21 protein-coding genes are annotated in these 25,038 nt (G+C 61.8%); 3 read left to right on the top strand and 18 right to left on the bottom strand.

Annotation, left to right across the window (positions count from 1 at the left end; genetic code table 11):
* The first annotated feature begins 64 nt into the window (after window positions 1-64).
* Entirely contained in the window at window positions 65-2,641 is a 2,577-nt protein-coding gene (gene mutS, locus ACQZ2L_RS04445; protein WP_430324823.1) for a DNA mismatch repair protein MutS, read from the top strand.
* Between the two features lie 140 nt (window positions 2,642-2,781).
* A complete protein-coding gene (fdxA, locus tag ACQZ2L_RS04440; RefSeq protein WP_101317303.1) occupies window positions 2,782-3,105 on the top strand; it encodes a ferredoxin FdxA in 324 nt (107 codons plus the stop codon).
* A gap of 499 nt (window positions 3,106-3,604) precedes the next feature.
* On the opposite strand, the gene rpoS is transcribed toward fdxA, so the two are convergent.
* From rpoS to ACQZ2L_RS04400, 8 genes are all read right to left on the bottom strand, one after another.
* A complete protein-coding gene (rpoS, locus tag ACQZ2L_RS04435; protein WP_101317301.1) occupies window positions 3,605-4,612 on the bottom strand; it encodes an RNA polymerase sigma factor RpoS in 1,008 nt (335 codons plus the stop codon).
* A gap of 108 nt (window positions 4,613-4,720) precedes the next feature.
* Window positions 4,721-5,575, bottom strand: coding sequence for a peptidoglycan DD-metalloendopeptidase family protein (locus ACQZ2L_RS04430; RefSeq protein ID WP_103436343.1), 855 nt, complete (start codon window positions 5,573-5,575; stop codon window positions 4,721-4,723).
* A gap of 201 nt (window positions 5,576-5,776) precedes the next feature.
* Window positions 5,777-6,415 (bottom strand): protein-L-isoaspartate(D-aspartate) O-methyltransferase, encoded by a 639-nt coding sequence (locus ACQZ2L_RS04425; protein ID WP_178080818.1) that lies wholly within the window; start codon window positions 6,413-6,415, stop codon window positions 5,777-5,779.
* A 38-nt stretch (window positions 6,416-6,453) separates the two neighbouring features.
* Complete coding sequence (gene surE, locus ACQZ2L_RS04420) at window positions 6,454-7,203, bottom strand: 5'/3'-nucleotidase SurE (protein WP_430324822.1); 750 nt, start codon at window positions 7,201-7,203, stop codon at window positions 6,454-6,456.
* Window positions 7,191-8,249: a tRNA pseudouridine(13) synthase TruD gene (truD, locus tag ACQZ2L_RS04415; protein WP_430324821.1), complete on the bottom strand. Its 1,059-nt coding sequence runs from the start codon at window positions 8,247-8,249 to the stop codon at window positions 7,191-7,193. The genes surE and truD overlap by 13 nt, the downstream gene beginning before the upstream one ends.
* A complete protein-coding gene (gene ispF / locus ACQZ2L_RS04410) occupies window positions 8,246-8,719 on the bottom strand; it encodes a 2-C-methyl-D-erythritol 2,4-cyclodiphosphate synthase (RefSeq protein ID WP_101317291.1) in 474 nt (157 codons plus the stop codon). Before ispF ends, truD begins: the two co-directional genes overlap by 4 nt.
* A gap of 93 nt (window positions 8,720-8,812) precedes the next feature.
* On the bottom strand, window positions 8,813-9,667 hold the full coding sequence (fghA, locus tag ACQZ2L_RS04405) for an S-formylglutathione hydrolase (RefSeq protein ID WP_430324820.1): 855 nt from the start codon (window positions 9,665-9,667) through the stop codon (window positions 8,813-8,815).
* 8 nt (window positions 9,668-9,675) lie between these two features.
* The gene (locus ACQZ2L_RS04400) at window positions 9,676-10,788 is read right to left on the bottom strand and encodes an S-(hydroxymethyl)glutathione dehydrogenase/class III alcohol dehydrogenase (RefSeq protein ID WP_430324819.1); all 1,113 of its coding nucleotides are present in this window, start codon (window positions 10,786-10,788) and stop codon (window positions 9,676-9,678) included.
* A gap of 107 nt (window positions 10,789-10,895) precedes the next feature.
* Between ACQZ2L_RS04400 and ACQZ2L_RS04395 the strand changes: the two genes are divergently transcribed.
* Complete coding sequence (locus ACQZ2L_RS04395; protein ID WP_430325154.1) at window positions 10,896-11,792, top strand: LysR substrate-binding domain-containing protein; 897 nt, start codon at window positions 10,896-10,898, stop codon at window positions 11,790-11,792.
* A gap of 4 nt (window positions 11,793-11,796) precedes the next feature.
* Here the strand turns inward: ACQZ2L_RS04395 and ispD are convergent, their stop codons facing one another.
* The 10 genes from ispD to lpxB all read right to left on the bottom strand — a co-directional run bounded on the left by ispD (window position 11,797) and on the right by lpxB (window position 25,037).
* Complete coding sequence (ispD, locus tag ACQZ2L_RS04390; RefSeq protein ID WP_430324818.1) at window positions 11,797-12,504, bottom strand: 2-C-methyl-D-erythritol 4-phosphate cytidylyltransferase; 708 nt, start codon at window positions 12,502-12,504, stop codon at window positions 11,797-11,799.
* Window positions 12,501-12,782: a cell division protein FtsB gene (gene ftsB / locus ACQZ2L_RS04385; RefSeq protein WP_101317280.1), complete on the bottom strand. Its 282-nt coding sequence runs from the start codon at window positions 12,780-12,782 to the stop codon at window positions 12,501-12,503. Before ftsB ends, ispD begins: the two co-directional genes overlap by 4 nt.
* A 158-nt stretch (window positions 12,783-12,940) precedes the next feature.
* Window positions 12,941-14,230: a phosphopyruvate hydratase gene (gene eno / locus ACQZ2L_RS04380; protein WP_101317278.1), complete on the bottom strand. Its 1,290-nt coding sequence runs from the start codon at window positions 14,228-14,230 to the stop codon at window positions 12,941-12,943.
* Between the two features lie 154 nt (window positions 14,231-14,384).
* On the bottom strand, window positions 14,385-15,230 hold the full coding sequence (kdsA, locus tag ACQZ2L_RS04375; RefSeq protein WP_101317276.1) for a 3-deoxy-8-phosphooctulonate synthase: 846 nt from the start codon (window positions 15,228-15,230) through the stop codon (window positions 14,385-14,387).
* A gap of 3 nt (window positions 15,231-15,233) precedes the next feature.
* Window positions 15,234-16,862, bottom strand: coding sequence for a CTP synthase (locus tag ACQZ2L_RS04370; protein WP_101317274.1), 1,629 nt, complete (start codon window positions 16,860-16,862; stop codon window positions 15,234-15,236).
* 270 nt (window positions 16,863-17,132) lie between these two features.
* The gene (gene tilS / locus ACQZ2L_RS04365) at window positions 17,133-18,428 is read right to left on the bottom strand and encodes a tRNA lysidine(34) synthetase TilS (RefSeq protein ID WP_430324817.1); all 1,296 of its coding nucleotides are present in this window, start codon (window positions 18,426-18,428) and stop codon (window positions 17,133-17,135) included.
* Between the two features lie 167 nt (window positions 18,429-18,595).
* Entirely contained in the window at window positions 18,596-19,543 is a 948-nt protein-coding gene (locus ACQZ2L_RS04360; protein ID WP_430324816.1) for an acetyl-CoA carboxylase carboxyltransferase subunit alpha, read from the bottom strand.
* Window positions 19,544-19,649: 106 nt separating this feature from the next.
* Window positions 19,650-23,174, bottom strand: a complete 3,525-nt coding sequence (dnaE, locus tag ACQZ2L_RS04355) for a DNA polymerase III subunit alpha (protein WP_430324815.1) — start codon at window positions 23,172-23,174, stop codon at window positions 19,650-19,652.
* Window positions 23,175-23,285: 111 nt separating this feature from the next.
* Window positions 23,286-23,909: a ribonuclease HII gene (rnhB, locus tag ACQZ2L_RS04350; protein WP_430324814.1), complete on the bottom strand. Its 624-nt coding sequence runs from the start codon at window positions 23,907-23,909 to the stop codon at window positions 23,286-23,288.
* The gene (lpxB, locus tag ACQZ2L_RS04345) at window positions 23,910-25,037 is read right to left on the bottom strand and encodes a lipid-A-disaccharide synthase (RefSeq protein WP_430324813.1); all 1,128 of its coding nucleotides are present in this window, start codon (window positions 25,035-25,037) and stop codon (window positions 23,910-23,912) included. It abuts the gene before it with no gap.
* Between the last annotated feature and the right edge of the window lies 1 nt (window position 25,038).

Here is a 25,038-nt window from a genome sequence, read left to right as displayed (position 1 = left end):
GGGCAAAAGCCTGTAACATTGCCGGTTTCAAAATCGCCCACCGAATCACGCTGTAAGGCCCCGAATGTCTGACCTCTCCGCGCACACTCCAATGATGCAACAGTACTGGCGGCTGAAAAATCAGCACCCGGACCAGTTGATGTTCTACCGCATGGGCGATTTCTACGAGATCTTCTACGAAGACGCGAAGAAAGCCGCCAAGCTGCTGGACATCACCCTGACCGCGCGCGGCCAGTCGGCCGGCCAGTCGATCCCGATGTGCGGGATACCGTTCCACTCGGCAGAGGGCTACCTGGCCAAGCTGGTCAAGCTCGGTGAGTCGGTGGTGATCTGCGAGCAGATCGGCGACCCGGCGACCAGCAAGGGTCCGGTCGAGCGTCAGGTGGTGCGTATCATCACCCCTGGAACGGTGAGCGACGAGGCGCTGCTCGATGAGCGCCGCGACAACCTGATTGCCGCCGTGCTCGGTGATGAGCGGCTGTTCGGCCTGGCTGTGCTGGACATCACCAGCGGCAACTTCAGCGTGCAGGAAATCAAAGGCTGGGAAAACCTGCTGGCCGAGCTTGAGCGGATCAACCCGGTCGAGCTGCTGATCCCGGATGACTGGCCACGCGACCTGCCGGCCGAGAAGCGCCGTGGTTGCCGGCGCCGTGCGCCGTGGGACTTCGACCGCGATTCGGCGCGCAAGAGCCTGTGCCAGCAGTTCGCGACCAAGGACCTCAAGGGCTTTGGCTGCGACAAGCTGACCCTGGCCATCGGCGCCGCAGGCTGCCTGCTGACCTACGCCAAGGAAACCCAGCGCACCACCCTGCCGCACTTGCGCAGCCTGCGCCACGAGCGCATGGACGACACGGTCATCCTCGATGGTGCCAGCCGACGCAATCTGGAGCTGGACATCAACCTGGCCGGTGGCCGCGACAACACCCTGCAATCGGTCATCGACCGTTGCCAGACGGCCATGGCCAGCCGCCTGCTGAGCCGTTGGCTGAACCGTCCGCTGCGCGACCAGAAGGTGCTGCAAGCACGTCAGGAATCGATCCGTTGCCTACTCGACGGCTATCGCTATGAAAAGCTGCAGCCGCAACTCAAAGAGATTGGCGACCTGGAACGGATCCTTGCCCGGATCGGCCTGCGTAACGCGCGACCGCGCGACCTGGCGCGGCTGCGCGACGCCCTCGCCGCCCTGCCCGAGCTGCAAAATGCCATGGCTGACCTGGAGGCGCCGCACCTGGCCCGCCTGGCGGCCATCACCGGCACTTACCCGGAGCTGGCCAGCCTGCTCGAGCGAGCCATCATCGACAACCCGCCGGCGGTAATCCGCGACGGTGGTGTCCTCAAGACCGGCTACGACAGCGAGCTCGACGAGTTGCTGGCCATGAGCGAAAACGCCGGCCAGTTCCTGATCGACCTCGAAGTTCGGGAAAAAGCCCGCACCGGCCTGCCCAACCTCAAGGTGGGCTACAACCGTGTGCATGGCTACTTCATCGAACTGCCCAGCAAGCAGGCCGAGCAAGCCCCTGCCGACTACATCCGCCGGCAGACCCTCAAGGGCGCCGAGCGCTTCATCACGCCGGAGCTGAAAGCCTTCGAAGACAAGGCGCTGTCAGCCAAGAGCCGAGCCCTGGCGCGCGAGAAGATGCTCTACGATGCGCTGTTGGAAAACTTGATCGGCCACCTCGCGCCGCTGCAGGACAGTGCCGCAGCACTGGCCGAGCTGGACGTGCTGAGCAACCTCGCCGAGCGCGCTCTGACCCTCGACCTGAACTGCCCAAGCTTTGTCGACGAGCCCTGCCTGCGTATCGAGCAAGGCCGCCACCCAGTGGTCGAGCAGGTGCTGACCACACCGTTCGTGGCCAACGACCTAGGCCTGGATGACAGCACGCGCATGCTGATCATCACCGGCCCGAACATGGGCGGTAAATCGACCTACATGCGTCAGACCGCACTGATCGTGTTGATGGCGCACATTGGCAGTTTCGTCCCGGCGGCGCGCTGCGAGCTGTCGCTGGTCGACCGCATCTTCACCCGTATCGGCTCCAGTGATGACCTGGCCGGCGGCCGTTCGACCTTCATGGTCGAGATGAGCGAGACTGCTAACATCCTGCATAACGCGACCGACCGCAGCCTGGTGCTGATGGATGAAGTCGGCCGTGGCACCAGCACCTTCGACGGCCTTTCACTGGCCTGGGCCGCCGCCGAGCGTCTGGCGCAACTGCGCGCCTATACCCTGTTCGCCACGCATTATTTCGAATTGACGGTACTGCCCGAGAGCCAGCCGCTGGTGGCCAACGTGCATCTGAACGCCACCGAACACAACGAACGGATTGTCTTCCTGCACCACGTTCTGCCAGGCCCTGCCAGCCAGAGTTACGGCCTGGCGGTCGCGCAACTGGCCGGCGTACCCGGCCCGGTGATTCAACGTGCACGCGAGCACCTGAGCCGACTGGAAACTGCCAGCCTGCCTGGCGAAGCTGCAGCCAGCCCAGGCAAAGCTGCGCATGACCCGCATGTCCCGCACCAGAGCGACCTGTTTGCCAGCCTGCCGCATCCTGCCATCGACAAGTTGGGCAAGCTCGACCTGGATGACATGACCCCGCGCCAAGCTATCGAAATGCTATATCAACTGAAGAACCTGTTATAACGGCTGCCTGCGCAAGCTGGTAGAATCCCGCGCGGTTTGCTGGTGCTGCAGGTTATTAGCCTGGCCTGCAGCCACATACCTGTGAACCGTGCTGCCCTGCAAGGAAGGGCATGCAGCCGTTGCCTGAGGAGAAAATTAGAATGACCTTCGTCGTCACCGACAACTGCATCAAGTGCAAATACACCGACTGTGTGGAAGTGTGTCCGGTGGACTGCTTCTATGAAGGCCCGAACTTCCTGGTCATTCATCCGGACGAGTGCATCGACTGCGCGCTGTGCGAGCCAGAGTGCCCGGCACAGGCGATTTTCTCGGAAGACGAAGTGCCTGCCGGCATGGAGAACTTCATCGAGTTGAACGCCGAGCTGGCGGAGATCTGGCCGAACATCACCGAGCGCAAAGATGCCATGGCCGACGCTGAAGAGTGGGATGGCAAGCCTGGCAAGATTGCTGATCTGGAACGCTGATACGCTTGGCGCATCTGGTTCGAACAAAGCGGCCCTCGGGTCGCTTTTTTTGTGCCCGGCGACCATCGCGAGCTAAAATCGCAGACAAAAAAAGGGGCGGTATGACCCGCCCACATTTTTTTCCGTAGTCCCTGCTTGTCCCTGTACATCATCCTGATGAATCGCGTCCTGCGATGTCCTTGGCTTTCTTCCTGAAAGCCTGTGCCTGTCCGTTGGCACAGTTCAGATACTAGCGATTTCAGCGGAACAGACAACGTCGAGATTTCTCTGATTGTTACAGCGGACACATTTCCACATGCCAGATAATTCGTTATTTATCAGCGAGTTACGAATTTATAACGACTGAAAACGACAATGATTTACTTACCCATACGCCAATCTCCTACGCAGGCCGTAAGCAATCTCGTACGCTAGCTGCAACAAGGGTGGCAACTTGAACATTCTCCAGACGAAAAAAAAACGCCCCGAAAAATCGGGGCGTTGTTCGAGGCAGTCAGCGTTACTGGAACAGTGACTCGCTGGACAGACCGTTCTTCTCGAGAATCTCGCGCAGCCGCTTGAGCCCCTCGACCTGAATCTGCCGAACCCGCTCACGCGTCAGGCCAATCTCCAGACCGACATCTTCAAGGGTGCTGCTTTCGTGACCACGCAGGCCAAAGCGGCGTACCACCACCTCACGCTGCTTGTCGGTCAGCTCCCCCAGCCACTGATCGATGCTCTGCGACAGGTCATCGTCCTGCAGCAGTTCGCAAGGGTCGGTCGGGCGATCATCGGTTAGGGTGTCGAGCAGGGTCTTGTCAGAGTCAGGCCCCAGGGAAACGTCGACCGAAGACACCCGCTCGTTGAGCCCAAGCATGCGCTTGACCTCTGCAACCGGCTTCTCGAGCAGGTTGGCGATTTCTTCGGGGGACGGCTCGTGATCGAGCTTTTGCGTCAGCTCACGCGCCGCGCGCAGGTAGACGTTGAGTTCCTTAACCACATGGATCGGCAGGCGAATGGTGCGCGTCTGGTTCATGATGGCGCGTTCGATGGTCTGACGAATCCACCAGGTGGCATAGGTTGAGAAGCGGAAGCCGCGTTCTGGGTCGAATTTCTCTACCGCGCGAATCAGGCCAAGGTTGCCTTCTTCGATCAAATCGAGCAGCGACAGGCCGCGATTGACGTAGCGACGGGCGATTTTCACAACCAGACGCAGGTTGCTTTCAATCATGCGCTTGCGACCTGCAGGGTCGCCCTTTTGCGAAAGCCGTGCGAAGTGCACTTCTTCTTCAGGAGAGAGCAACGGCGAGAAGCCGATCTCATTGAGGTACAGCTGAGTCGCATCGAGTGCCCGAGTGTAGTCGATGTACTTGTGCTGTTTGAGCGATGAGGCCGATTTGGCCTTGGTCCGAACCGCAGATACAGCAGGTTCGTCTGACACCACATCCGTTTCCAAAACGATGCCGGTCTCCATCAGGAGCAGGTCATCGTCGATGTCAAACTCCGGCACTTCTTTGCTGAGAGCCATTGTTATAGTCCTTTGCTGAGTTCGAACTCAGACTCTAGCGGCACCTGATTCCGTGGCAGCGCTGGAGCCTGTCCCCTCTACATCCAAGGAACAGGCCGGGTGCAACATTCAACGACGTGGCAAGAACTGGAGCGGATCGACGGGTTTGCCCTGACGGCGGATTTCAAAATGCAGTTTCACCCGGTCAGTGCCCGTGGACCCCATTTCAGCAATAGCCTGCCCTGCCTTGACCTGCTGCCCTTCCCGTACCAAAAGCCTGCGGTTGTGACCGTAGGCACTGACGTAGGTATCGCTGTGTTTGATGATGATCAGTTCGCCGTAGCCCCTTAATCCACTCCCGGCGTATACCACTGCACCACCAGACGCAGCAAAAACAGGCTGTCCCAAATCACCGGCGATATCAATGCCTTTATTCAAACTACCGTTTGAAGCAAATTTTCCAATTAATACGCCGTTGGCGGGCCATGTCCAGCCGCCGGCCGTGCGCTCTGCGGCGGGCACTGTGGTGACGGTCGTGGTGGTGCTCGACGGGGCACTTGTTATCACCTTGCCGCCACTGACGGACGGTACAGGTGTACCCACCGGACGCCGGGTAACTGTGGTCTTGCTCGAGGAAGAAGGGCTGGAAACCACGGTGGTACTACCGGTCGAACCACTGTTGAAGCGGATCGGCTGACCAGGGCGAATGGTGTAAGGCGCCGGAATGTTGTTGCGCGCTGCCAGCTCCTTGTAGTCCCAGCCGTAACGGAAGGCAATCGAGAACATTGTGTCGCCCGGCTTGACGATGTATTGACCCGTGGTCACGGTCGGCCGCTTGGGCGCTGCGTTGTTGCGGTCGACCACCCGGGCGCTGCTCGAGCCGGTACTGGAACAGCCCGTCAGCAGCGTGCCCATGGCCAATGCCACCACCAGGAGCTTGAAAAACGACCGATCCTTGCGCTGCAGACTGATTGTGTGACCCACCCGCGCTCCCCTCATGGTGCCGAAAACCGACTAAACAAAATGCAATAATGTTGCAATTATAACCGAGCCCACTGAAGTGTGGGCGCGCAGGAAAAACATCAAAAGTCTTTTAGGACGCGCCCGATTATTTCAGGACTCGCCCGCCTCATAGACAGGCGCGCGCCAGAGGAATTCGTTGCAGCTGCAAATATTCCCTGTGGCTCAGGCCAGCGGGCCGTTGAGCAGCGGTACAAAACGCACCGTACCCATGACTCGCCGAGAGAAGCCGTGCTCTTCACGGACGATCATCAACAGCTGCTGTTGCTCGCCGGCCGGGCCAACCGGGATCACCAGGCGCCCGCCAGGCGCCAGTTGATCGAGCAGCGCTTGCGGCACCTCAGGTGCCACGGCCGTGACGATGATGCCGTTGTAGGGCGCCAGGGCCTGCCAACCGTCGCAGCCGTCGCCCCAGCGGAACACTACATTGCGCAGGTTGAGTTCGAGCAGGCGCTCCTTGGCTCGGTCCTGCAGGACCTTGATCCGCTCTACCGAGAACACCCGCTCGACCAACTGCGCCAGTACAGCCGTCTGGTAACCCGAGCCGGTGCCGATTTCCAGCACCTTGTCCAAGGGGCCGGCCTCAAGCAGCAGCTCGCTCATGTGCGCAACCATGAACGGCTGGGAGATGGTCTGGTTGTGCCCGATCGGCAGCGCCGTGTCTTCGTAGGCGCGGTGCGCCAGCGCCTCATCGACGAACAGATGACGCGGCGTACGGCGGATCACGTCGAGCACCTTGGGGTTGGATACCCCCTCTTCGGTCAGACGCTGGATCAGCCGTTCACGGGTACGTTGCGAGGTCATGCCAATCCCGCGGCGTTGCAGATCGTCCTGTTCGCGCATCAGAGCACGCCCTCCAGCCAGCCGCTGAGCTGGTCGAAGGCATCGTTGAAGGTACGGTCGAGCTGCAGCGGGGTGATCGACACATAGCCCTGCATCACGGCATGGAAGTCGGTACCCGGGCCGCCATCCTCGGCGTCCCCTGCCACGGCGATCCAGTAACCTTCCTTGCCGCGCGGGTTGACCACCTTGGTCGGCGCCGCCGCACGTGCACGGTGGCCCAGACGAGTGACCTGAATACCGCGGATATGCTCCAGCGGCAGGTTGGGGATGTTGATGTTGAGCACGGTGCGCGGCGGCAACTGCAGGCGCGACTGCGCCTCGACCAGGCGCCGGGCAATATGGGCGGCAGCGGGCAAGTTGTCGGGCTGGCGCGACACCAGCGAGAACGCCAGCGAGGTGCCACCGAGAAAACGCCCTTCCAGCGCAGCGGCGACGGTGCCGGAATACAGCACGTCATCGCCCAGGTTGGCGCCCAGGTTGATCCCCGAGACGACCATTTCCGGCGTTTGCGGCAACAGGCCGTTGAGCCCCAGGTGGACACAGTCGGTGGGCGTGCCATTGAGGCTGATAAAGCCATTGGCCAGAACCTGCGGATGCAGTGGCCGGTCCAGCGTCAGCGAACTGCCGGCGCCGCTCTTGTCTTGGTCCGGGGCGATCACCACGCACTCGGCATAGTCCGCCAGCGCTGCATGCAGCGCGGCGAGGCCCGGGGCGGTCACACCGTCGTCGTTGGAAATCAGAATACGCATGGGCTGTCCGTCTGCCCTACCGGCACCAGATCGACTAGCTCGCGCACCACCACGGTGGCGAAGCATCCGGCCGGCAGGACGAATTCCAGTTGCAGGATATCAGGCTCGGGATAATGCCACGTCAGGCCGCCAATAGGGAGCCGCAGGATGCGCCGTTCGTGACTCATGCCCGCCCGCGCCAGCCAATGTCCCAATGCAGCATGTCGTTCGCCAACAGCGGTTTCCAGTTCGGCGGTGGCACCGGTGGTTGGCGTAGGCCCCTCCCCCCACAGCGGACCGGTCGGGTGCAGATCGAGAATGGCCAGACGCGGATCGGCGCACTCGGCCTCGCCCGCCGGGAAGAAGCTGCGGCTGTCGGTGAACGCCAGCAGGTCGCCCACCTGCGCCCGCTGCCAGCTGCCGTCGGCAACCCGCGCTGCCAGCACCTGGTTGAACAGGTAGCTGCGTCCGGCCGAGAGCAGCCGCGAACGCACATTGCGCTGCTCGGGCAGCGCCGCTCGCTCGGCCCAGCTCTGTGCATCGTGGACATTGCCACCGCCATGGCCGAAGCGCTGGCTTCCAAAGTAGTTGGGCACGCCCTGCGCCTTGAGCTGCTGCAAGCGCGCATCCAGCGCGGCATGGTCAGCCGTCAACGCTGTCAGGCGCAGCGTGAAACCGTTGGCCGAATGCGCGCCGCGCTGCAGTTTGCGCAGGTGCCGGTCGCGCTTGAGGATGCGCAGGGTATCGTCTTCGGCGCGGCTCAGGTCAGGGTCGGCCTTGCCCGGCAGATGCAGGCTGAACCACTGCCGGGTCAACGCCTGACGGTCCTTGAGGCCTGCGTAGCTGATCGCGCGCAGCGGCACACCGGCAGCGCGGGCCAAGCGGCGGGCGGCTTCTTCGGTGTTGAGGTCGCGTTTCTCGACCCACAGCCACAGGTGCTCACCCTGCCCGGTCAGCGGAATGTCGAGCACTTCATCGACTTGGAAGTCTTCCGCGACTGCCTTGAGCACAGCGCTGCCCAGTGCTTCACCCGAAGCGCGTGGCCCAAGCAGTTCCAATTCGGTCATAGCGCCAGCAACAGGGCTACCGCATGCACGGCAATCCCTTCCTCACGGCCAGTGAAACCGAGCTTCTCGGTGGTGGTGGCCTTGACGTTGACCTGGTCGAGCTCGACCTGCAGGTCGGCAGCGATCAACTGGCGCATGGTTTCGATATGCGGGGCCATTTTCGGCGCCTGGGCAACAATGGTGGCGTCGACGTTGCCGACCTTCCAGCCTTTGGCCTGGACCACGGCCAGCACGTGACGCAACAGCACACGGCTGTCGGCGCCCTTGAACTGCGGGTCGGTATCCGGGAAATGCTTGCCGATGTCACCCAGCGCAGCGGCGCCGAGCAAGGCGTCGCTCAGTGCATGCAGCACCACGTCGCCATCGGAATGGGCCAGCAGGCCGTATTTGTGAGGAATCTGCACCCCACCCAAGGTAATGAAATCACCGTCGGTAAACCGGTGCACATCGTAGCCATGGCCAATACGCATAGAAAAACGCCCTGATAAAGTCAGGGCGGGATTCTACCTGCTTTGCACAGGCTTGGGCGCAGTTGTTGGGCCGCAGTGCGGCCCTGACCACAGTTACAGGCGGCCCAGCGCAGCGGCGTGGTGGCGCAGGTGGTCATCGATGAAGCTGGCGATGAAGTAGTAGCTGTGATCGTAACCAGGCTGGAGGCGCAAGGTCAGCGTATGGCCAGCCTTGCGGGCGGCCTGTTCGAGCGCCTCGGGTTTGAGCTGGGTGGCGAGGAAATCATCCCGATCACCCTGCTCGATCAGCAGCGCCGGACATTGCCCGGCCGGGGTTTCGGCCAACAGCACGCTGGCATCCCACTCACGCCAGCGTGCGCGGTCTTCGCCCAGGTAACGGGAGAACGCCTTCTCGCCCCACGGGCAGTCCATCGGGTTGCAGATCGGCGAAAACGCCGACACCGACTGATAGCGGCCAGGGTTGCGCAGGGCGCACACCAGCGCACCGTGGCCGCCCATGGAATGGCCGCTGATGCTGCGCTGATCCGACGCCGGGAAGTGCGCCTCGACCAGCGCGGGCAGCTCCTCGACCACGTAATCATGCATGCGGTAATGCTGCGCCCAGGGCTGCTGAGTGGCATTCAGGTAGAAGCCTGCACCGAGGCCGAAATCCCAGGCGCCATCGGGATCCCCCGGCACCTGCTCGCCACGCGGGCTGGTGTCGGGTGCGACGATGATCAGCCCCAGCTCGGCAGCCAGGCGCTGGGCGCCGGCCTTTTGCATGAAGTTCTCGTCGTTGCAGGTCAGGCCGCTCAGCCAGTACAGCACCGGCAGCTTGGCACCCTGTTCGGCCTGCGGCGGCAGGTACACGGCAAACACCATGTCGCAGCCGAGCACCTTGGACTGATGCCGGTAACGCTTGTGCCAGCCGCCGAAGCTTTTCTGGCAGGAGATGTTTTCCAGGCTCATGGCTGACCTCAGAAGTGGATCACACTGCGGATGCTTTTACCTTCGTGCATCAGGTCGAAGGCTTTGTTGATGTCTTCCAAGCCCATGGTGTGGGTGATGAAGGTATCCAGCGGGATCTCGCCCTGCTGCGACATCTCGACGTAGCTTGGCAGTTCGCTGCGGCCACGCACGCCACCGAACGCCGACCCGCGCCAGACGCGACCAGTCACCAACTGGAACGGACGGGTGGCGATTTCCTGGCCGGCACCGGCTACGCCGATGATCACCGACTCGCCCCAACCCTTGTGGCAGCATTCCAGCGCCGCACGCATCAGTTGTACGTTGCCGATGCATTCGAACGAGAAATCCACGCCGCCGTCGGTGAGGTCGACGATGACTTCCTGGATTGGACGGTCGTAGTCTTTTGGATTGATGCAGTCGGTGGCACCCAACTGGCGGGCAATTTCGAATTTGCTCGGGTTGATATCAATCGCAATGATACGACCCGCCTTGGCCTTGGCTGCACCGATGACCGCCGACAGGCCGATACCACCCAAGCCGAAGATGGCAACGGTATCGCCTTCCTTGACTTTGGCGGTGTTTAGCACGGCGCCGATACCGGTGGTCACGCCACAGCCGAGCAGGCAGACTTTTTCCAATGGCGCTTCTTTCTGGATCTTGGCCACGGAGATTTCCGGCAACACGGTGTACTCGGAGAACGTCGAGGTACCCATGTAGTGGAACAGTTGCTGGCCCTTGTAGGAGAAGCGCGTAGTGCCATCAGGCATCAGACCTTTGCCCTGTGTTGCCCGGATCGCCTGGCACAGGTTGGTCTTGCCCGAACGGCAGAACTTGCACTGGCCGCACTCTGGGGTGTACAGCGGGATCACATGATCGCCCACGGCAACCGAGGTCACGCCCTCGCCTACTGCCTCGACAATACCGCCACCTTCATGGCCGAGAATTGACGGGAAGATACCTTCCGGGTCAGCGCCCGACAGGGTGTAGGCGTCGGTATGGCAGACACCGCTGGCAACGATGCGCACCAGCACTTCGCCGGCCTTGGGCATGGCCACATCTACTTCTACGATTTCCAGCGGTTTGTTGGCTTCGAAGGCTACGGCGGCACGGGACTTGATCATCAGGATCTCCAGCGAGTGGTGGACAATCCATCCAGTGTAATTCAGCACCCTTTGATTAATAATCCTGAGCAAGACAAAACATTATTGCTGTGCAGGGATAATCAATGATCAATCGCTGGGAAGGCATCGATGAATTCGTGGCCGTGGCCGAGCTTGGCCAGTTCACCGCAGCGGCGGAACGCCTCGGCGTTTCGTCCTCGCATGTCAGCCGCCAGATCGCTCGCCTCGAAGAACGCTTGCAGACGCGCCTGCTCTACCGCAGCACCCGCCGGGTAACCCTGAGTGAGGCTGGGCAGACTTTCCTGCAGCACTGCCAGCGTTTGCAGGATGGCCACGAGGAAGCCTTGCGGGCGATGGGCGATCTTGCCAGCGAGCCCAAGGGGCTGTTGCGCATGACCTGCGCCGTGGCCTACGGCGAGCGTTTCATAGTGCCACTGGTGACGCGCTTCATGACCCAGTATCCGCAACTGCGGGTCGAGGTCGAGTTGAGCAATCGCACCCTGGATCTGCTCCACGAGGGCATGGACCTGGCGATCCGCCTGGGCCGCCTGCAGGACTCACGCCTGGTCGCCACCCGCCTGGCACCGCGACAGATGTACCTGTGCGCCTCACCGGCTTATCTGGAGCGTTACGGCCGGCCGCACAGTCTGTCGGAGCTTGCCCGGCACAACTGCCTGATTGGCAGCAGCGATGTCTGGACCTTGAAGCAGGAGGGCCGTGAACTCAGCCAGCGGGTGCAGGGTAACTGGCGCTGCAACAGTGGCCAGGCCGTGCTGGACGCTGCGCTGCAAGGGGTTGGTTTGTGTCAATTGCCGGACTACTACGTGCAGGAGCACCTGCGTAGCGGCGCATTGGTCTCGCTGCTCGAAGCGCACCAGCCGCCCAACACCGCAGTGTGGGCGCTGTATCCGCAGCAACGGCACCTCTCGCCCAAGGTCAGAAGGCTGGTGGATTACTTGAAGGCGGAACTTGGACAGTTGCCGGAATATGCAGGCAGTGCCTGAGGTGTCAGCCGCGTGTCGACCAACGCTGGCGTAACCACTCCAGATCTTCGGGGCGGGTAACCTTGATGTTGTCGCTGCGCCCTTCCACCAGGCGCGGGGCCAGGCCAGACCACTCCATCGCCGACGCCTCGTCGGTCACCGTCACATCAGACACAAGGCATTCGGCCAGTGCCCGGTGCAGGGCACCGAGGCGGAACATCTGCGGGGTGAAGGCTTGCCAGATGGTGCTGCGGTCGACCGTGGCGCTGACCCGGCCATTGCTGTCGGCACGCTTGAGGGTGTCGCGGGCCGGCACTGCAAGCAAGCCGCCCACCGCATCGTCAGCCAGTTCCGCCAGCAACCGGTCGAGGTCACTGCGGGCCAGGTTCGGCCGGGCGGCGTCGTGTACCAGCACCCAGTCGCCATCTGCCGCGCCTTGAGCGTGCAGCAACAACAAGGCATTGAGCACCGAGTCAGCCCGCTCGCGCCCGCCGGCAGCACGCTGGATACGCGCATCGTTGGCACAGGCCAGGCCTGGCCAGTACGGATCGTCAGCAGCAATGCTGACCACCACCCCTTTAAGCGAGGGATGGCCAAGAAAACAGTCGAGGCTGTGCTCGATAATCGTCTGCCCGCCGAGCTGCAAATACTGCTTGGGACGGTCGGCAGCCATTCGCGCACCGACCCCGGCAGCGGGGATCACGGCCCAGAAGGCCGGCAGTTGTGAGGTCATTTCTGTGGCAACTGGAAGAGGGTCTCGCCCTCTTTGACCATGCCCAATTCGTGGCGGGCCCGTTCCTCGACGGTCTCCATACCTTTCTTCAACTCCATGACTTCTGCGTCGAGCACGCGATTACGCTCCAGCAGCCGTTCGTTTTCGGCGTGCTGTTCGTCGATCTGCTGCTTGAGCTCGGTCACTTGCGCCAGGCTGCCACTGCCCACCCAGAGGCGGTACTGCAGGCCACCCAGCAACAGGAGCAAGATGAGAAACAACCAATAAGGACTGCGCATCAAAGTATCCAGGATTGAAAGGCCGCCGCTGCGGGGCTTCCGATAGCACGAAGCCTGGCCGAGGCCAGGCTTCGTCGACAGAAACCCGTAAGAGGTGTCTGAAAGCTCAGTAAGAACGCTCAGACAGCCACGGCAGCTGCCTTTTTACCATCTCTTGCTTAGCCGCGAAACTCATCGCGACCACGGTACACCGCCTTGGCGCCCAGTTGCTCTTCGATGCGCAGCAGCTGGTTGTACTTGGAAACGCGGTCGGAACGGCACAGCGAGCCGGTCTTGATCTGGCCAGCGGCAGTGCCGACAGCCAGGTCAGCGATGGTCGAATCTTCAGTTTCACCGGAGCGGTGCGAAATCACTGCGGTGTAGCCGGCAGCCTTGGCCATCTGGATGGCTTCGAGGGTTTCGGTCAGCGAGCCGATCTGGTTGAACTTGATCAGGATCGAGTTACCGATGCTCTTGTCGATACCTTCCTTGAGAATCTTGGTGTTGGTGACGAACAGGTCGTCGCCAACCAGCTGGATCTTCTCGCCGATCTTGTCGGTGAGGATCTTCCAACCAGCCCAGTCGGACTCGTCCAGACCGTCTTCGATGGAGATGATCGGGAAGCGCTCGGTCAGGCCTTTGAGGTACTCGGCAAAGCCTTCGGAGTCGAACGACTTGCCTTCACCCGACAAGTTGTACTTGCCGTCTTCATAGAATTCGCTGGCAGCGCAGTCGAGGGCCAGGGTGACATCGGTGCCCAGCTTGTAGCCAGCGTTGGCAACGGCTTCGGCAATGGCTGCCAGAGCGTCTTCGTTGGAGGCCAGGTTTGGCGCGAAACCACCTTCGTCACCAACGGCGGTGTTCAGGCCACGGGCCTTGAGCACTGCTTTGAGGTGATGGAAGATTTCGGTGCCCATGCGCAGGCCGTCGGAGAAGGTCTTGGCGCCAACCGGCTGAACCATGAACTCTTGAATGTCGACGTTGTTGTCGGCGTGCTCGCCGCCGTTGATGATGTTCATCATCGGAACCGGCATCGAGTACTGGCCTGGAGTGCCGTTGAGGTTGGCAATGTGCGCGTACAGCGGCAGGTCCTGGTCCTGTGCGGCGGCTTTGGCAGCTGCCAGCGACACGGCGAGGATGGCGTTGGCGCCCAGCTTGGCCTTGTTCTCGGTACCGTCCAGTTCGATCATGGCGCGGTCGAGAGCCTTCTGGTCAACCGGGTCCTTGCCCAGCAGCAGGTCGCGGATCGGGCCGTTGATGTTGGCAACGGCTTTGAGCACGCCCTTGCCCATGTAACGGCTCTTGTCGCCATCACGCAGCTCCAGCGCTTCGCGCGAGCCGGTGGAAGCACCGGACGGCGCGCACGCGCTGCCGATGATGCCGTTGTCGAGCAGTACATCGGCTTCCACGGTGGGGTTGCCACGCGAATCGAGAACTTCACGACCTTTGATGTCGACGATCTTTGCCATTGTTGTAAGCACTCCAGAATTGACGAAAACAACGCAGCTTAGGGAATTCGAGCCTTTCACCAGGCGAATATGCAGAGGGCAGACCTGGCGAAGGGGAGCCCCTGACCCGAGGGTCAGGGGTAGAACGGGCGGTACTTTACCCGAGAAATGAGTGTTACGCGGTTTCTACCGTCGGAAAACTTTTCACCAGGTCGTCCAATTGCTTGAGCTGGGCCAGGAATGGCTCTAGTTTGTCCAGGCGCAGCGCGCATGGACCATCGCATTTGGCGTTGTCCGGGTCCGGGTGTGCTTCCAGGAACAACCCGGCCAGACCCTGGCTCATGCCAGCCTTGGCCAGGTCGGTGACCTGGCCGCGGCGGCCGCCGGCAGAGTCGGAACGACCGCCCGGCATCTGCAGCGCATGGGTCACGTCGAAGAACACCGGGTACTCGAACTGCTTCATCAGGCCAAAGCCGAGCATGTCCACAACCAGATTGTTGTAGCCGAAGCTCGAGCCACGCTCGCACAGGATCAACTGATCGTTACCCGCCTCGACGCACTTGGCCAGGATGTGTTTCATTTCCTGAGGTGCAAGGAACTGGGCTTTCTTGATGTTGATCACGGCGCCGGTCTTGGCCATCGCCACGACCAGATCAGTCTGACGCGAGAGGAAGGCCGGCAACTGGATGATGTCGCAGACTTCGGCAACCGGTGCAGCCTGATACGGCTCGTGCACGTCGGTGATGACCGGCACGTTGAAGGTCTGTTTGATCTCTTCGAAGATCTTCAGCCCTGCTTCCATGCCCGGACCGCGGTAGGAGCTGACCGAAGAGCGGTTGGCCTTGTCGAAACTGGCCTTGAACACGTAGGGGATACCGAGCTTTTCGGTGACCCGTACGTACTCTTCGCAGACCTTCATGGCCAGATCACGCGATTCCAGCACGTTCATGCCACCGAACAGAACGAACGGCTTGTCGTTGGCGATTTCGATGTTACCGACGCGAATGATTTTCTGGGTCATGGATCAGGCCTTGTTCTTCTGGACCAGTGCAGCCTTGACGAAGCCGCTGAACAGCGGATGACCGTCACGCGGGGTGGAAGTAAACTCAGGGTGGAACTGGCAAGCGACAAACCACGGATGGTCCTTCGACTCGACTACTTCGACCAACGCGCCGTCACCGGAACGCCCGGAAATCTGCAGGCCAGCTTCAATCATCTGCGGCAGCAGGTTGTTGTTGACCTCGTAGCGGTGGCGGTGACGCTCGACGATCACGTCCTTGCCATAGCAATCGTGGACCTTGGAGTTGCCGATCAGCTGGCACTCCTGGGCGCCCAGACGCATGGTGCCGCCCAGATCGGAGGCTTCGGTACGGGTTTCGACGGAACCGGTGTTGTCGGCCCACTCGGTGATCAGACCCACCACCGGGTGCTCGCTGTTGCGGTCGAACTCGGTGGAGTTGGCGTCAGCCCAGCCCATTACGTTACGGGCGAACTCGATCACGGCAACCTGCATGCCCAGGCAGATACCCAGGTACGGCACCTTGTTCTCGCGAGCGAACTGGACCGCCTTGATCTTGCCTTCGACACCGCGCAGACCGAAGCCGCCTGGGACCAGAATGGCATCAGCACCTTCGAGCAGGCTGGTGCCCTGGTTCTCGATGTCTTCGGAGTCGATGTAACGCAGGTTGACCTTGGTGCGGTTCTGGATCCCGGCGTGGCTCATCGCTTCGATCAGCGACTTGTACGCATCCAGCAGCTCCATGTACTTGCCGACCATGGCAATGGTGACTTCATGCTCAGGGTTGAGCTTGGCATCGACCACCTTGTCCCACTCGGACAGGTCAGCGCTGTCGCACTGCAGGCCAAAGCGCTCAGTGACGAAGTCGTCCAGACCCTGTGCATGCAGGATGCCCGGGATCTTGTAGATGGTGTCGGCGTCTTCCAACGCGATCACCGCACGTTCTTCAACGTTGGTGAACTGGGCGATCTTGCGGCGCGACGAGTTGTCGATCGGGTGATCGGAACGGCACACCAGCACGTCAGGCTGCAGGCCGATCGAGCGCAGTTCCTTGACCGAGTGCTGAGTAGGCTTGGTCTTGGTCTCGCCAGCGGTGGCGATGTACGGAACCAAGGTCAGGTGCATCAGCATCGCGCGCTTGGCGCCGACTTCGAAGCGCAACTGGCGGATCGCCTCGAGGAACGGTTGCGACTCGATATCGCCGACCGTGCCGCCGATTTCGACCAGGGCCACGTCGGCGTCGCCGGCACCCTTGATGATGCGACGCTTGATTTCGTCGGTGATGTGCGGGATGACCTGAATGGTCGCGCCCAGGTAATCACCACGGCGCTCTTTGCGCAGCACGTGCTCGTAGACACGGCCAGTGGTGAAGTTGTTGTTCTGGGTCATCGTGGTGCGGATGAACCGCTCGTAGTGGCCCAGGTCAAGGTCGGTCTCGGCGCCGTCGTGGGTGACGAACACCTCACCATGCTGGAACGGGCTCATGGTGCCTGGATCGACGTTGATGTACGGATCCAGTTTGAGCATGGTGACCTTAAGCCCCCGCGCTTCCAGGATGGCCGCCAGGGAAGCCGAGGCAATGCCTTTCCCCAATGAAGAAACAACACCGCCCGTGACGAATATGTAGCGCGTCATGAAAAACCCTAGAAGTCTGCGTTAAAGCGGCTAGCGCCGCCGGAGAAAGCGAAGGAAGGCCGAAGCCCCCGATCACCTGCGTCAATCACAGTGCATCTCGAAAAACTGCCGCGTCTGTACAGACCAGGTGCATACCCGGCATGGAGCTCGCTCGTCATTTTAGGAAATCAGCCCAGCAAAAAACTGCTTGGTAATCGGCAACTGCTGTGTTTTCGATGAAGCCACAGAAGTTGTATCAAGAAGGGAGGGTAGTCTACCGGAATCTAATCCTCAGCTCAAACCTTGCGCGTTGCTCGGCATTTGCCAGTCCAGGGTACAGTCGCCTTGGGCCAGTTGCGGCAGGTTGGCCACCGCCAGCAGGTGCTCGCCCTGCCACAGCAGCGGCAGCCTTGGCCGAATGAAGTGTGGCACCTGATGTTCGTTGAGCAAGCGCTTGAGATCGCGGTGGCCGCGGTCCGGCAGCGACAGCCGTTCACCGCCCTGACGATAGGCAATACGCAGCGCTGCCTGCGGCAACGTACCGCACAGGCGTACGCGGCCGTTGCCCGGTAACTCTAGCGGCCGGCCATGATCCGGCCAGGCATGCTCGCCTGACGGGGCGGCCAGCCAATCGCCGCTGAGCCACCAGATGCGGCCGTGGCTTCGTTGCAACTGGCCGTCGGCCAGGCGCCAGATGGGTTGCGCGTCATCAGTGGCGTCGCGCAAGGTTTCCCAGCCAGCCCAGTGGCGACTATCCGGCAACCGCGTGCGAGTGCTTAACCAGTACTGCAATGCGTTGCGCTGGCGGGCGGGCGACAGCGCCTTGAGTGAGTCCAGAGCGAGTGAGTCCAGCCCGGGCCACTCGTTTGCAGCGCCCTGCCCTGCCAGCGCCAGATCGTCAGCGGCGAGTTCGTTGAGCAGGCTCAGCGCCTCGCCCAGATGATCGGCACTGCGCGCCAGGGTCTGGCTGGCTTGCGGCCAGCGTTGGTGCAGCAGCGGCAAAACCTCGCCGCGCAGGAAATTACGGGCGTAGTGGGTGTCGGCATTGCTCGGATCTTCTATCCAGGGCAGTTGGGACTGCTCGGCATAGCTGTGCAATTGTTGCCGCGACAGGCCCAGTAATGGCCTGACCAGCCGCCCCTGGCCAAGCGGCCTGGCTGCCGGCATTGCCGCCAGGCCACGCAAGCCGGCGCCACGCAATAGCCTGAACAGCAGGGTTTCAGCTTGATCGTCGCGGTGCTGGCCGGTGAACAGGATTTCACCGGGGCGCAGAATATCGGCCAAGGCCCGATAGCGGGCATTGCGCGCAGCCTGCTCGAGGCTGGCGCCGGGCGCGATTTTGACGTGGATGATCTGCAGCTCGATGCCGAGTTTGTCGCACAGGGATTGGCAGTGGGCTGGCCAACTGTCGGCGGCGGCTTGCAGGCCGTGGTGGACGTGGACGGCACGCAGGGGGGGCGCGTGGTGATTGCTTGCGTAGTCGGCGAGCAGGTGCAGGAGGACGCTGGAGTCGAGGCCGCCGGAGAGGGCGACGTGCCAGGCGGGGGCATTCTGCCAGGGGTGGAGTGTGCGGGTGAGGTCGATCATCTTTGCCTCACTGGAGATCGTGGGGCCGCTGCGCGACCCTTTCGCGACACAAGGCCGCTCCTACAAAAGCACGTGCGCCACCCTTTCCGGTGTAGCGCGGTCTGGTGTAGGAGCGGCCTTGTGTCGCGATAGGGTCGCGCAGCGACCCCATCAGCATCAACTCAGAATCAGAGACCGTAGCTCATCAGGCGGTCATAACGACGCTTGAGTAGCGTGTCATGGTCCAGCCCATTGAGCATGTCCAACTGCTGAATCAGCTCGCCACGAATGGTTTCCGAGACCTTGACCGGATCACGATGGGCGCCGCCCAGCGGCTCCTCGATCACCTTGTCGACAATGTTCAGGCTCTTCAGGCGCTCGGCAGTGATGCCCATCGCTTCGGCTGCATCGGCAGCCTTGTCGGCAGTCTTCCACAGGATCGAAGCGCAACCTTCCGGCGAGATCACCGCATAGGTCGAGTACTGCAGCATGTTCAACTGGTCACAGACACCAATGGCCAGCGCACCGCCCGAACCACCTTCGCCAATCACGGTGGCGATGATCGGGGTTTTCAGCCGCGCCATCACGCGCAGGTTCCAGGCAATCGCCTCGCTCTGGTTGCGCTCTTCGGCGTCGATGCCTGGGTAGGCACCCGGGGTATCGATGAAGGTCAGGATCGGCATCTTGAAACGCTCGGCCATTTCCATCAGACGGCAGGCCTTGCGGTAGCCCTCCGGACGCGGCATGCCGAAGTTGCGACGCACCTTCTCGCGCACCTCACGGCCCTTCTGATGACCGATGACCATCACCGGCTTGCCATCCAGGCGCGCAGTACCGCCAACAATGGCGGCGTCGTCGGAGAAGTGGCGGTCGCCGTGCAGCTCTTCGAATTCGGTGAAGATGTGCTGCAGGTAGTCCAGTGTGTACGGACGGCGCGGGTGACGGGCCAGGCGTGCGATCTGCCAGCTGGTCAGATTGCTGAAGATGCTTTCGGTGAGGGTGCTGCTCTTGTCTTGCAGACGGGCAATCTCATCGCTGATGTTCAGCGAGTTGTCATTGCCAACCAGACGCAGCTCTTCAATCTTGGCTTGCAGGTCGGCAATCGGCTGTTCGAAATCGAGGAAATTCGGGTTCATAGGCATCCGTCTTGGGTCTACGGCCAGGCGGCCGGCCGGTTGATCCGTTTGGCGCCCTACCTTAAAGGATCAGGCGCATTCAGGTCGAGATTAAAAATTCATCGCATTAGCGGTATTGCAGGAAGACGTTCTCACGCCCGAACTGGTCACGCAGGGCTTGAATCAGCCCGTCCGCCGGGTCGATCGCCCAGTCATTACCAAACTGCAGCATGGCCTTGGCGTCGTTACCGGTGTATTCAAGGGTGATCGGGCAACCACCACGGTGGCGGGTGATGAGTTCACCCAGCCAGCGCAGGCGGTCACCTTTGAGTGCATCATGGGCGACCTTCAGGCGCAGGCTCTCGGCCAGCCGCGTGCGCGCATCCTCCATGGTCATCACCTGCTTGACGCGCAGGCGCAGGCCGCCAGAGAAATCATCGTTGCTGACCTCGCCTTCGACCACGACCATGGCATCGTTCTGCAACAGTGCCTGGGCGGCCATGAACGAGTCTGCGAACAGCGAGGCTTCGATGCGCCCGGAGCGGTCATCGAGGGTGACGAAGCCCATCTTGTCACCCTTCTTGTTCTTCATCACGCGCAGGGCAATGATCATCCCGGCCACCGTCTGCACTTCGCGCGACGGTTTCAGGTCGATGATCCGCTGGCGGGCGAAGCGGCGGATTTCGCCTTCGTATTCGTCGATCGGGTGGCCGGTCAGGTACAGCCCCAGCGTGTCCTTTTCACCCTTCAAGCGCTCTTTGAGCGTCAGTTCGCGCGCGTTGCGGTGGTTGGCGTAAACGTCGACATCCGCTTCGACGAACAGCCCGCCAAACAGGTCGATGTGCCCGCTATCGGCGGTCCGCGCGGTCTGCTCGGCCGACTTCACCGCCTCTTCGAGCGCCGACATCAGCGCTGCCCGGTTGCGGTCGATGTTGGCCTGGTAGGCCTTGATCTCGTCGTGGAAGTGCGGCCCGAGGCGATCCAGCGCACCGCTGCGGATCAGGCCATCAAGGGTGCGTTTGTTTACACGCTTGAGGTCGATGCGCTCACAGAAGTCGAACAGGTCCTTGAACGGCCCACCGGCACTGCGCGCCTCGACAATGGCCTCCACCGGCCCTTCACCCACACCTTTGATCGCACCCAGGCCATAAATGATGCGGCCGTCGTCGTCGACGGTGAACTTGAACTCGGAGGCGTTCACATCCGGGGCGTCCAGGCGCAGTTTCATGGTGCGCACTTCTTCGATCAGCACCACCACCTTGTCGGTGTTGTGCATATCCGCAGAAAGTACGGCCGCCATGAACGGCGCCGGGTAGTGCGTCTTGAGCCAGGCGGTTTGATACGAAACCAGGCCGTAGGCGGCCGAGTGCGACTTGTTGAAGCCGTAGCCGGCGAATTTTTCTACCAGGTCGAAGATGTTACCGGCCAGATCCGCACTGATGCCGTTGTTGGCACAACCCTCGATAAAGCCGCCGCGCTGCTTGGCCATCTCTTCGGGCTTTTTCTTGCCCATGGCCCGGCGCAGCATGTCAGCGCCGCCGAGGGTATAGCCGGCCATGACCTGGGCGATCTGCATCACCTGTTCCTGATACAGGATGATGCCGTAGGTCGGTGCCAGGACGGGCTGCAGACCGTCGTACTGGTAGTCCGGGTGCGGGTAGGCCAGCTCGGCGCGACCGTGTTTACGGTTGATGAAGTCATCGACCATGCCCGACTGCAGTGGGCCTGGGCGGAACAACGCCACCAAGGCGATAAGGTCTTCCAGGCAGTCGGGCTTGAGCTTTTTGATCAGCTCTTTCATGCCGCGCGACTCGAGCTGGAATACCGCAGTGGTCTCGGCCTTCTGCAGCAGCTCGTAGGTTTTCTTGTCGTCCAGCGGGATGAAGTCGATGTTCAGATCGGGCAAGCCTTCCTTGGCCTGCTCGCGGTTGATCGTCTCCATCGCCCACTTGATGATGGTCAGAGTGCGCAGGCCGAGGAAGTCGAACTTGACCAGCCCCGCCGCCTCGACGTCGTCCTTGTCGAACTGGGTTACCAGGCCGCCGCCCTCTTCGTCACAGGCGATCGGCGAAAAGTCGGTGAGCTTGGTCGGTGCGATAACCACACCACCTGCGTGCTTGCCGGTACCGCGGCAGACGCCCTCGAGCTTGAGGGCCATGTCCCAGATCTCGCGGCCATCCTCGTCGCTCTTGAGGAAGTCACGCAGCACCTCCTCCTGCTCGTAGGCCTTTTCCAGGGTCATGCCGACTTCGAACGGGATCATCTTCGACAGACGATCAGCCAACCCGTAGGACTTGCCCTGCACCCGCGCCACATCGCGCACCACCGCTTTCGCAGCCATGGTGCCAAAGGTGATGATCTGGCTTACCGCGTTACGCCCGTAGGCGTCGGCGACGTACTCGATGACCCGGTCGCGACCATCCATGCAGAAGTCGACGTCGAAGTCGGGCATCGATACCCGCTCAGGGTTGAGGAAGCGCTCGAACAGCAGGTCGTAGGCCAGCGGATCCAGGTCGGTGATCTTCAACACGTAGGCGACCAGGGAACCGGCACCCGAACCCCGGCCCGGGCCGACCGGTACGCCGTTGTTCTTGGCCCACTTGATGAAGTCCATAACGATCAGGAAGTAACCGGGGAAGCCCATCTGGATGATGATATCCAGCTCGAACTTGAGCCGATCAAGATAGACCTGACGCTTGGCCTCGTAGTCCTCGGTGGTGTCCTTGGGCAGGATCACCGTCAGGCGCTCTTCCAGGCCCTCGTGGGACACGTGGCGCAGGTAGTCATCGATGCCCATGCCGTTGGGCGTCGGGAAGTCGGGCAGGAAGTGCTTGCCCAGTTGCACCTCGATGTTGCAGCGCTTGGCGATTTCCACCGTGTTGGCGACGGCGTCGGGCAGGTCGCTGAACAGCTCGACCATCTCTTCCTGACTTTTCAGGTATTGCTGATCGCTGTACAGGCGCGGCCGGCGCGGGTCGTCGAGGGTCCAGCCCTCACCGATGCAGACGCGGGTTTCGTGGGCGTCAAAGTCGGTCTGCTTGATGAAGCGCACATCGTTGGTCGCGACCAGCGGCGCGCCAACCCGGTCAGCCAGGGCTACAGCGGCGTGCAGGTAGTCTTCATCGCCAGGGCGATTGGTGCGCTGCAGCTCAACGTAGAAGCGCCCGGGGAACATGCCCAGCCAGTCGCGCAGCAAGGCTTCGGCCTCTGCGCTGCGACCGCTGAGCAGGGCCATGCCGATATCCCCTTCGCGCGCGGCAGACAACGCGATCAGGCCTTCGCTGGCCTGGGCAACCCAGTCGCGCTGGACGATGACCAGACCATTACGCTGGCCGTCGACCCAGCCGCGGGAGATCAATTCGGTGAGGTTGCGATACCCCTTGGGGTTCATCGCCAGGAAGCAGATACGCGACAATGGCGCTTCCGGGTCAGCCCCGGCCAGCCACAAATCGGCGCCGCAAATCGGCTTGATGCCGTTGCCCATCGCGTTCTTGTAGAACTTCACCAACGAGCACATGTTGCTCTGGTCGGTGATCGCCACTGCCGGCATGTTCAGTCCGGCCAAGGCCTTGGCCAGCGGCTTGATCCGCACCAGGCCATCAACCAGGGAGAATTCGGAGTGCACACGAAGGTGAACGAAAGAAACCGACATGTAGGGGGCCTATAGCAGAGCAGCGGACAAGCGCGGGATTGTACCGTAAATGTGATCGGCTGCGCTGCCACGTGACGGCCTGCAGGGTCGCGGCGCGACCCGCGCAGGCGATCAGATCAGTGAGGTAGGCACACCCGCGCGGGCTTCCCAGGCCACCCGCACCGGCGCGAAGGAGCGTCGGTGGATCGGGGTAGGACCAAGCCGGGCCAGCGCCTCCAGGTGGACTGGGGTCGGATAGCCTTTGTGACCACCCATGCCGTAGCCGGGGTAAATCAGCTCGAAGGCGCTCATCTCGCGGTCACGGGTGACCTTGGCCAGGATCGACGCGGCAGCGATTGCAGGCACCTTGGCGTCGCCCTGCACCACTGGGGCGGATGGCACGGTCAGCACCGGGCAGCGATTGCCATCGATCAAGGCCAGCTTGGGCGTGATGCTCAAACCCTCGACGGCGCGCTGCATGGCCAGCATGGTGGCATGGAGAATGTTCAGCCGGTCGATTTCATCAACCTCAGCCCGCGCGATGCAAAAGCTCAGGGCTTTTTCGCAGATTTCGTCGAACAACGCTTCGCGCTTGGCTTCGGTGAGCTTCTTGGAGTCGTTCAAGCCGAGGATCGGCCGCCGTGGATCAAGGATGACCGCCGCCGTGACCACCGCGCCACAGAGTGGCCCGCGGCCAACTTCGTCGACACCTGCGACCAGCTCTTCGACCAGGTTGAAATCCAGTCCCAGTTGCATCTAGCGTTGCTCCAACAAAGCCAGCACCGCATCCGCTGCCTGGTTCGAGGCGTCGCGGCGCAGGGTGCGGTGAATCTGATCAAAGCTGTCGGTCTGGTGACGGCCATCGGCAAGCAGCGGTGCCAGGGTCTGCGCCAGGGCCTCGCTGGTGGCGGCGTCCTGCAGCAGTTCCGGCACCAACATGCGCTGGGCCAACAGATTGGGCAGCGACACATAGGGGCTTTTGACCATGCGCTTGAGAATCCAGTAGGTCAGCGGCGCCAGGCGATAGGCGACAACCATTGGCCGCTTGTACAGCATCGCTTCCAGCGTAGCCGTCCCCGACGCAATCAGCACTGCATCACAGGCGGCCAGTGCCTGATGCGACTGGCCATCGAGCAGGGTCAGCGGCAGATCGCGACCTGCCAGCATCTGCTCGATCTGCTCACGGCGGGTCTGGTTGGCGCAGGGCAAGACAAAGCGCACACCCGGGATCAACTGCTGCAAACGCTCGGCGGCCTCCAGGAACAGCGCACCCAGCCGGCCGACTTCGCCGCCGCGGCTACCCGGCATCAATGCCACCAGCGGCCCGGCGGGCAGACCCAGCTCGGCACGCGCGGCTTGACGGTCAGCCTCCAGCGGAATCGTATCGGCCAGCGGATGGCCGACAAAGCGCACCGGTACGCCCTGCTCTTCATAGAAGCGCGCTTCGAACGGTAGCAGCGTCAGCATCAGGTCGCAGCCTTCGCGGATCTTCAATACCCGCTTCTGCCGCCAGGCCCAGACCGACGGGCTGACGTAGTGCACGGTCTTGATGCCGTGCTGGCGCAGTTTCAATTCGATATTGAGGGTGAAGTCGGGCGCGTCGATGCCGATGAACACGTCGGGCTTTTCGCCAATCAACGTCTCGATCAGCAGTTTGCGCCGCTTGAGCAGCTCACGCAGACGCCCGAGCACCTCAACCAGGCCCATCACTGCCAGGCGTTCCATGGGGAAGTAGGACTGCATGCCCTCGGCTTCCATTAACGGGCCGCCGACACCGATAAAGCGCACACCGGGATGGCGCGCCTTGAGTGCGCGCATCAAACCGGAGCCAAGGATATCGCCGCTGGCCTCACCTGCGACCAACGCTACACAAAGCTCGCCCATA

It is taken from the genome of Pseudomonas shirazensis (assembly GCF_050496565.1).
Taxonomy (GTDB): domain Bacteria; phylum Pseudomonadota; class Gammaproteobacteria; order Pseudomonadales; family Pseudomonadaceae; genus Aquipseudomonas; species Aquipseudomonas shirazensis_A.
This window is presented reverse-complemented; position numbering and strand designations above follow the sequence as displayed.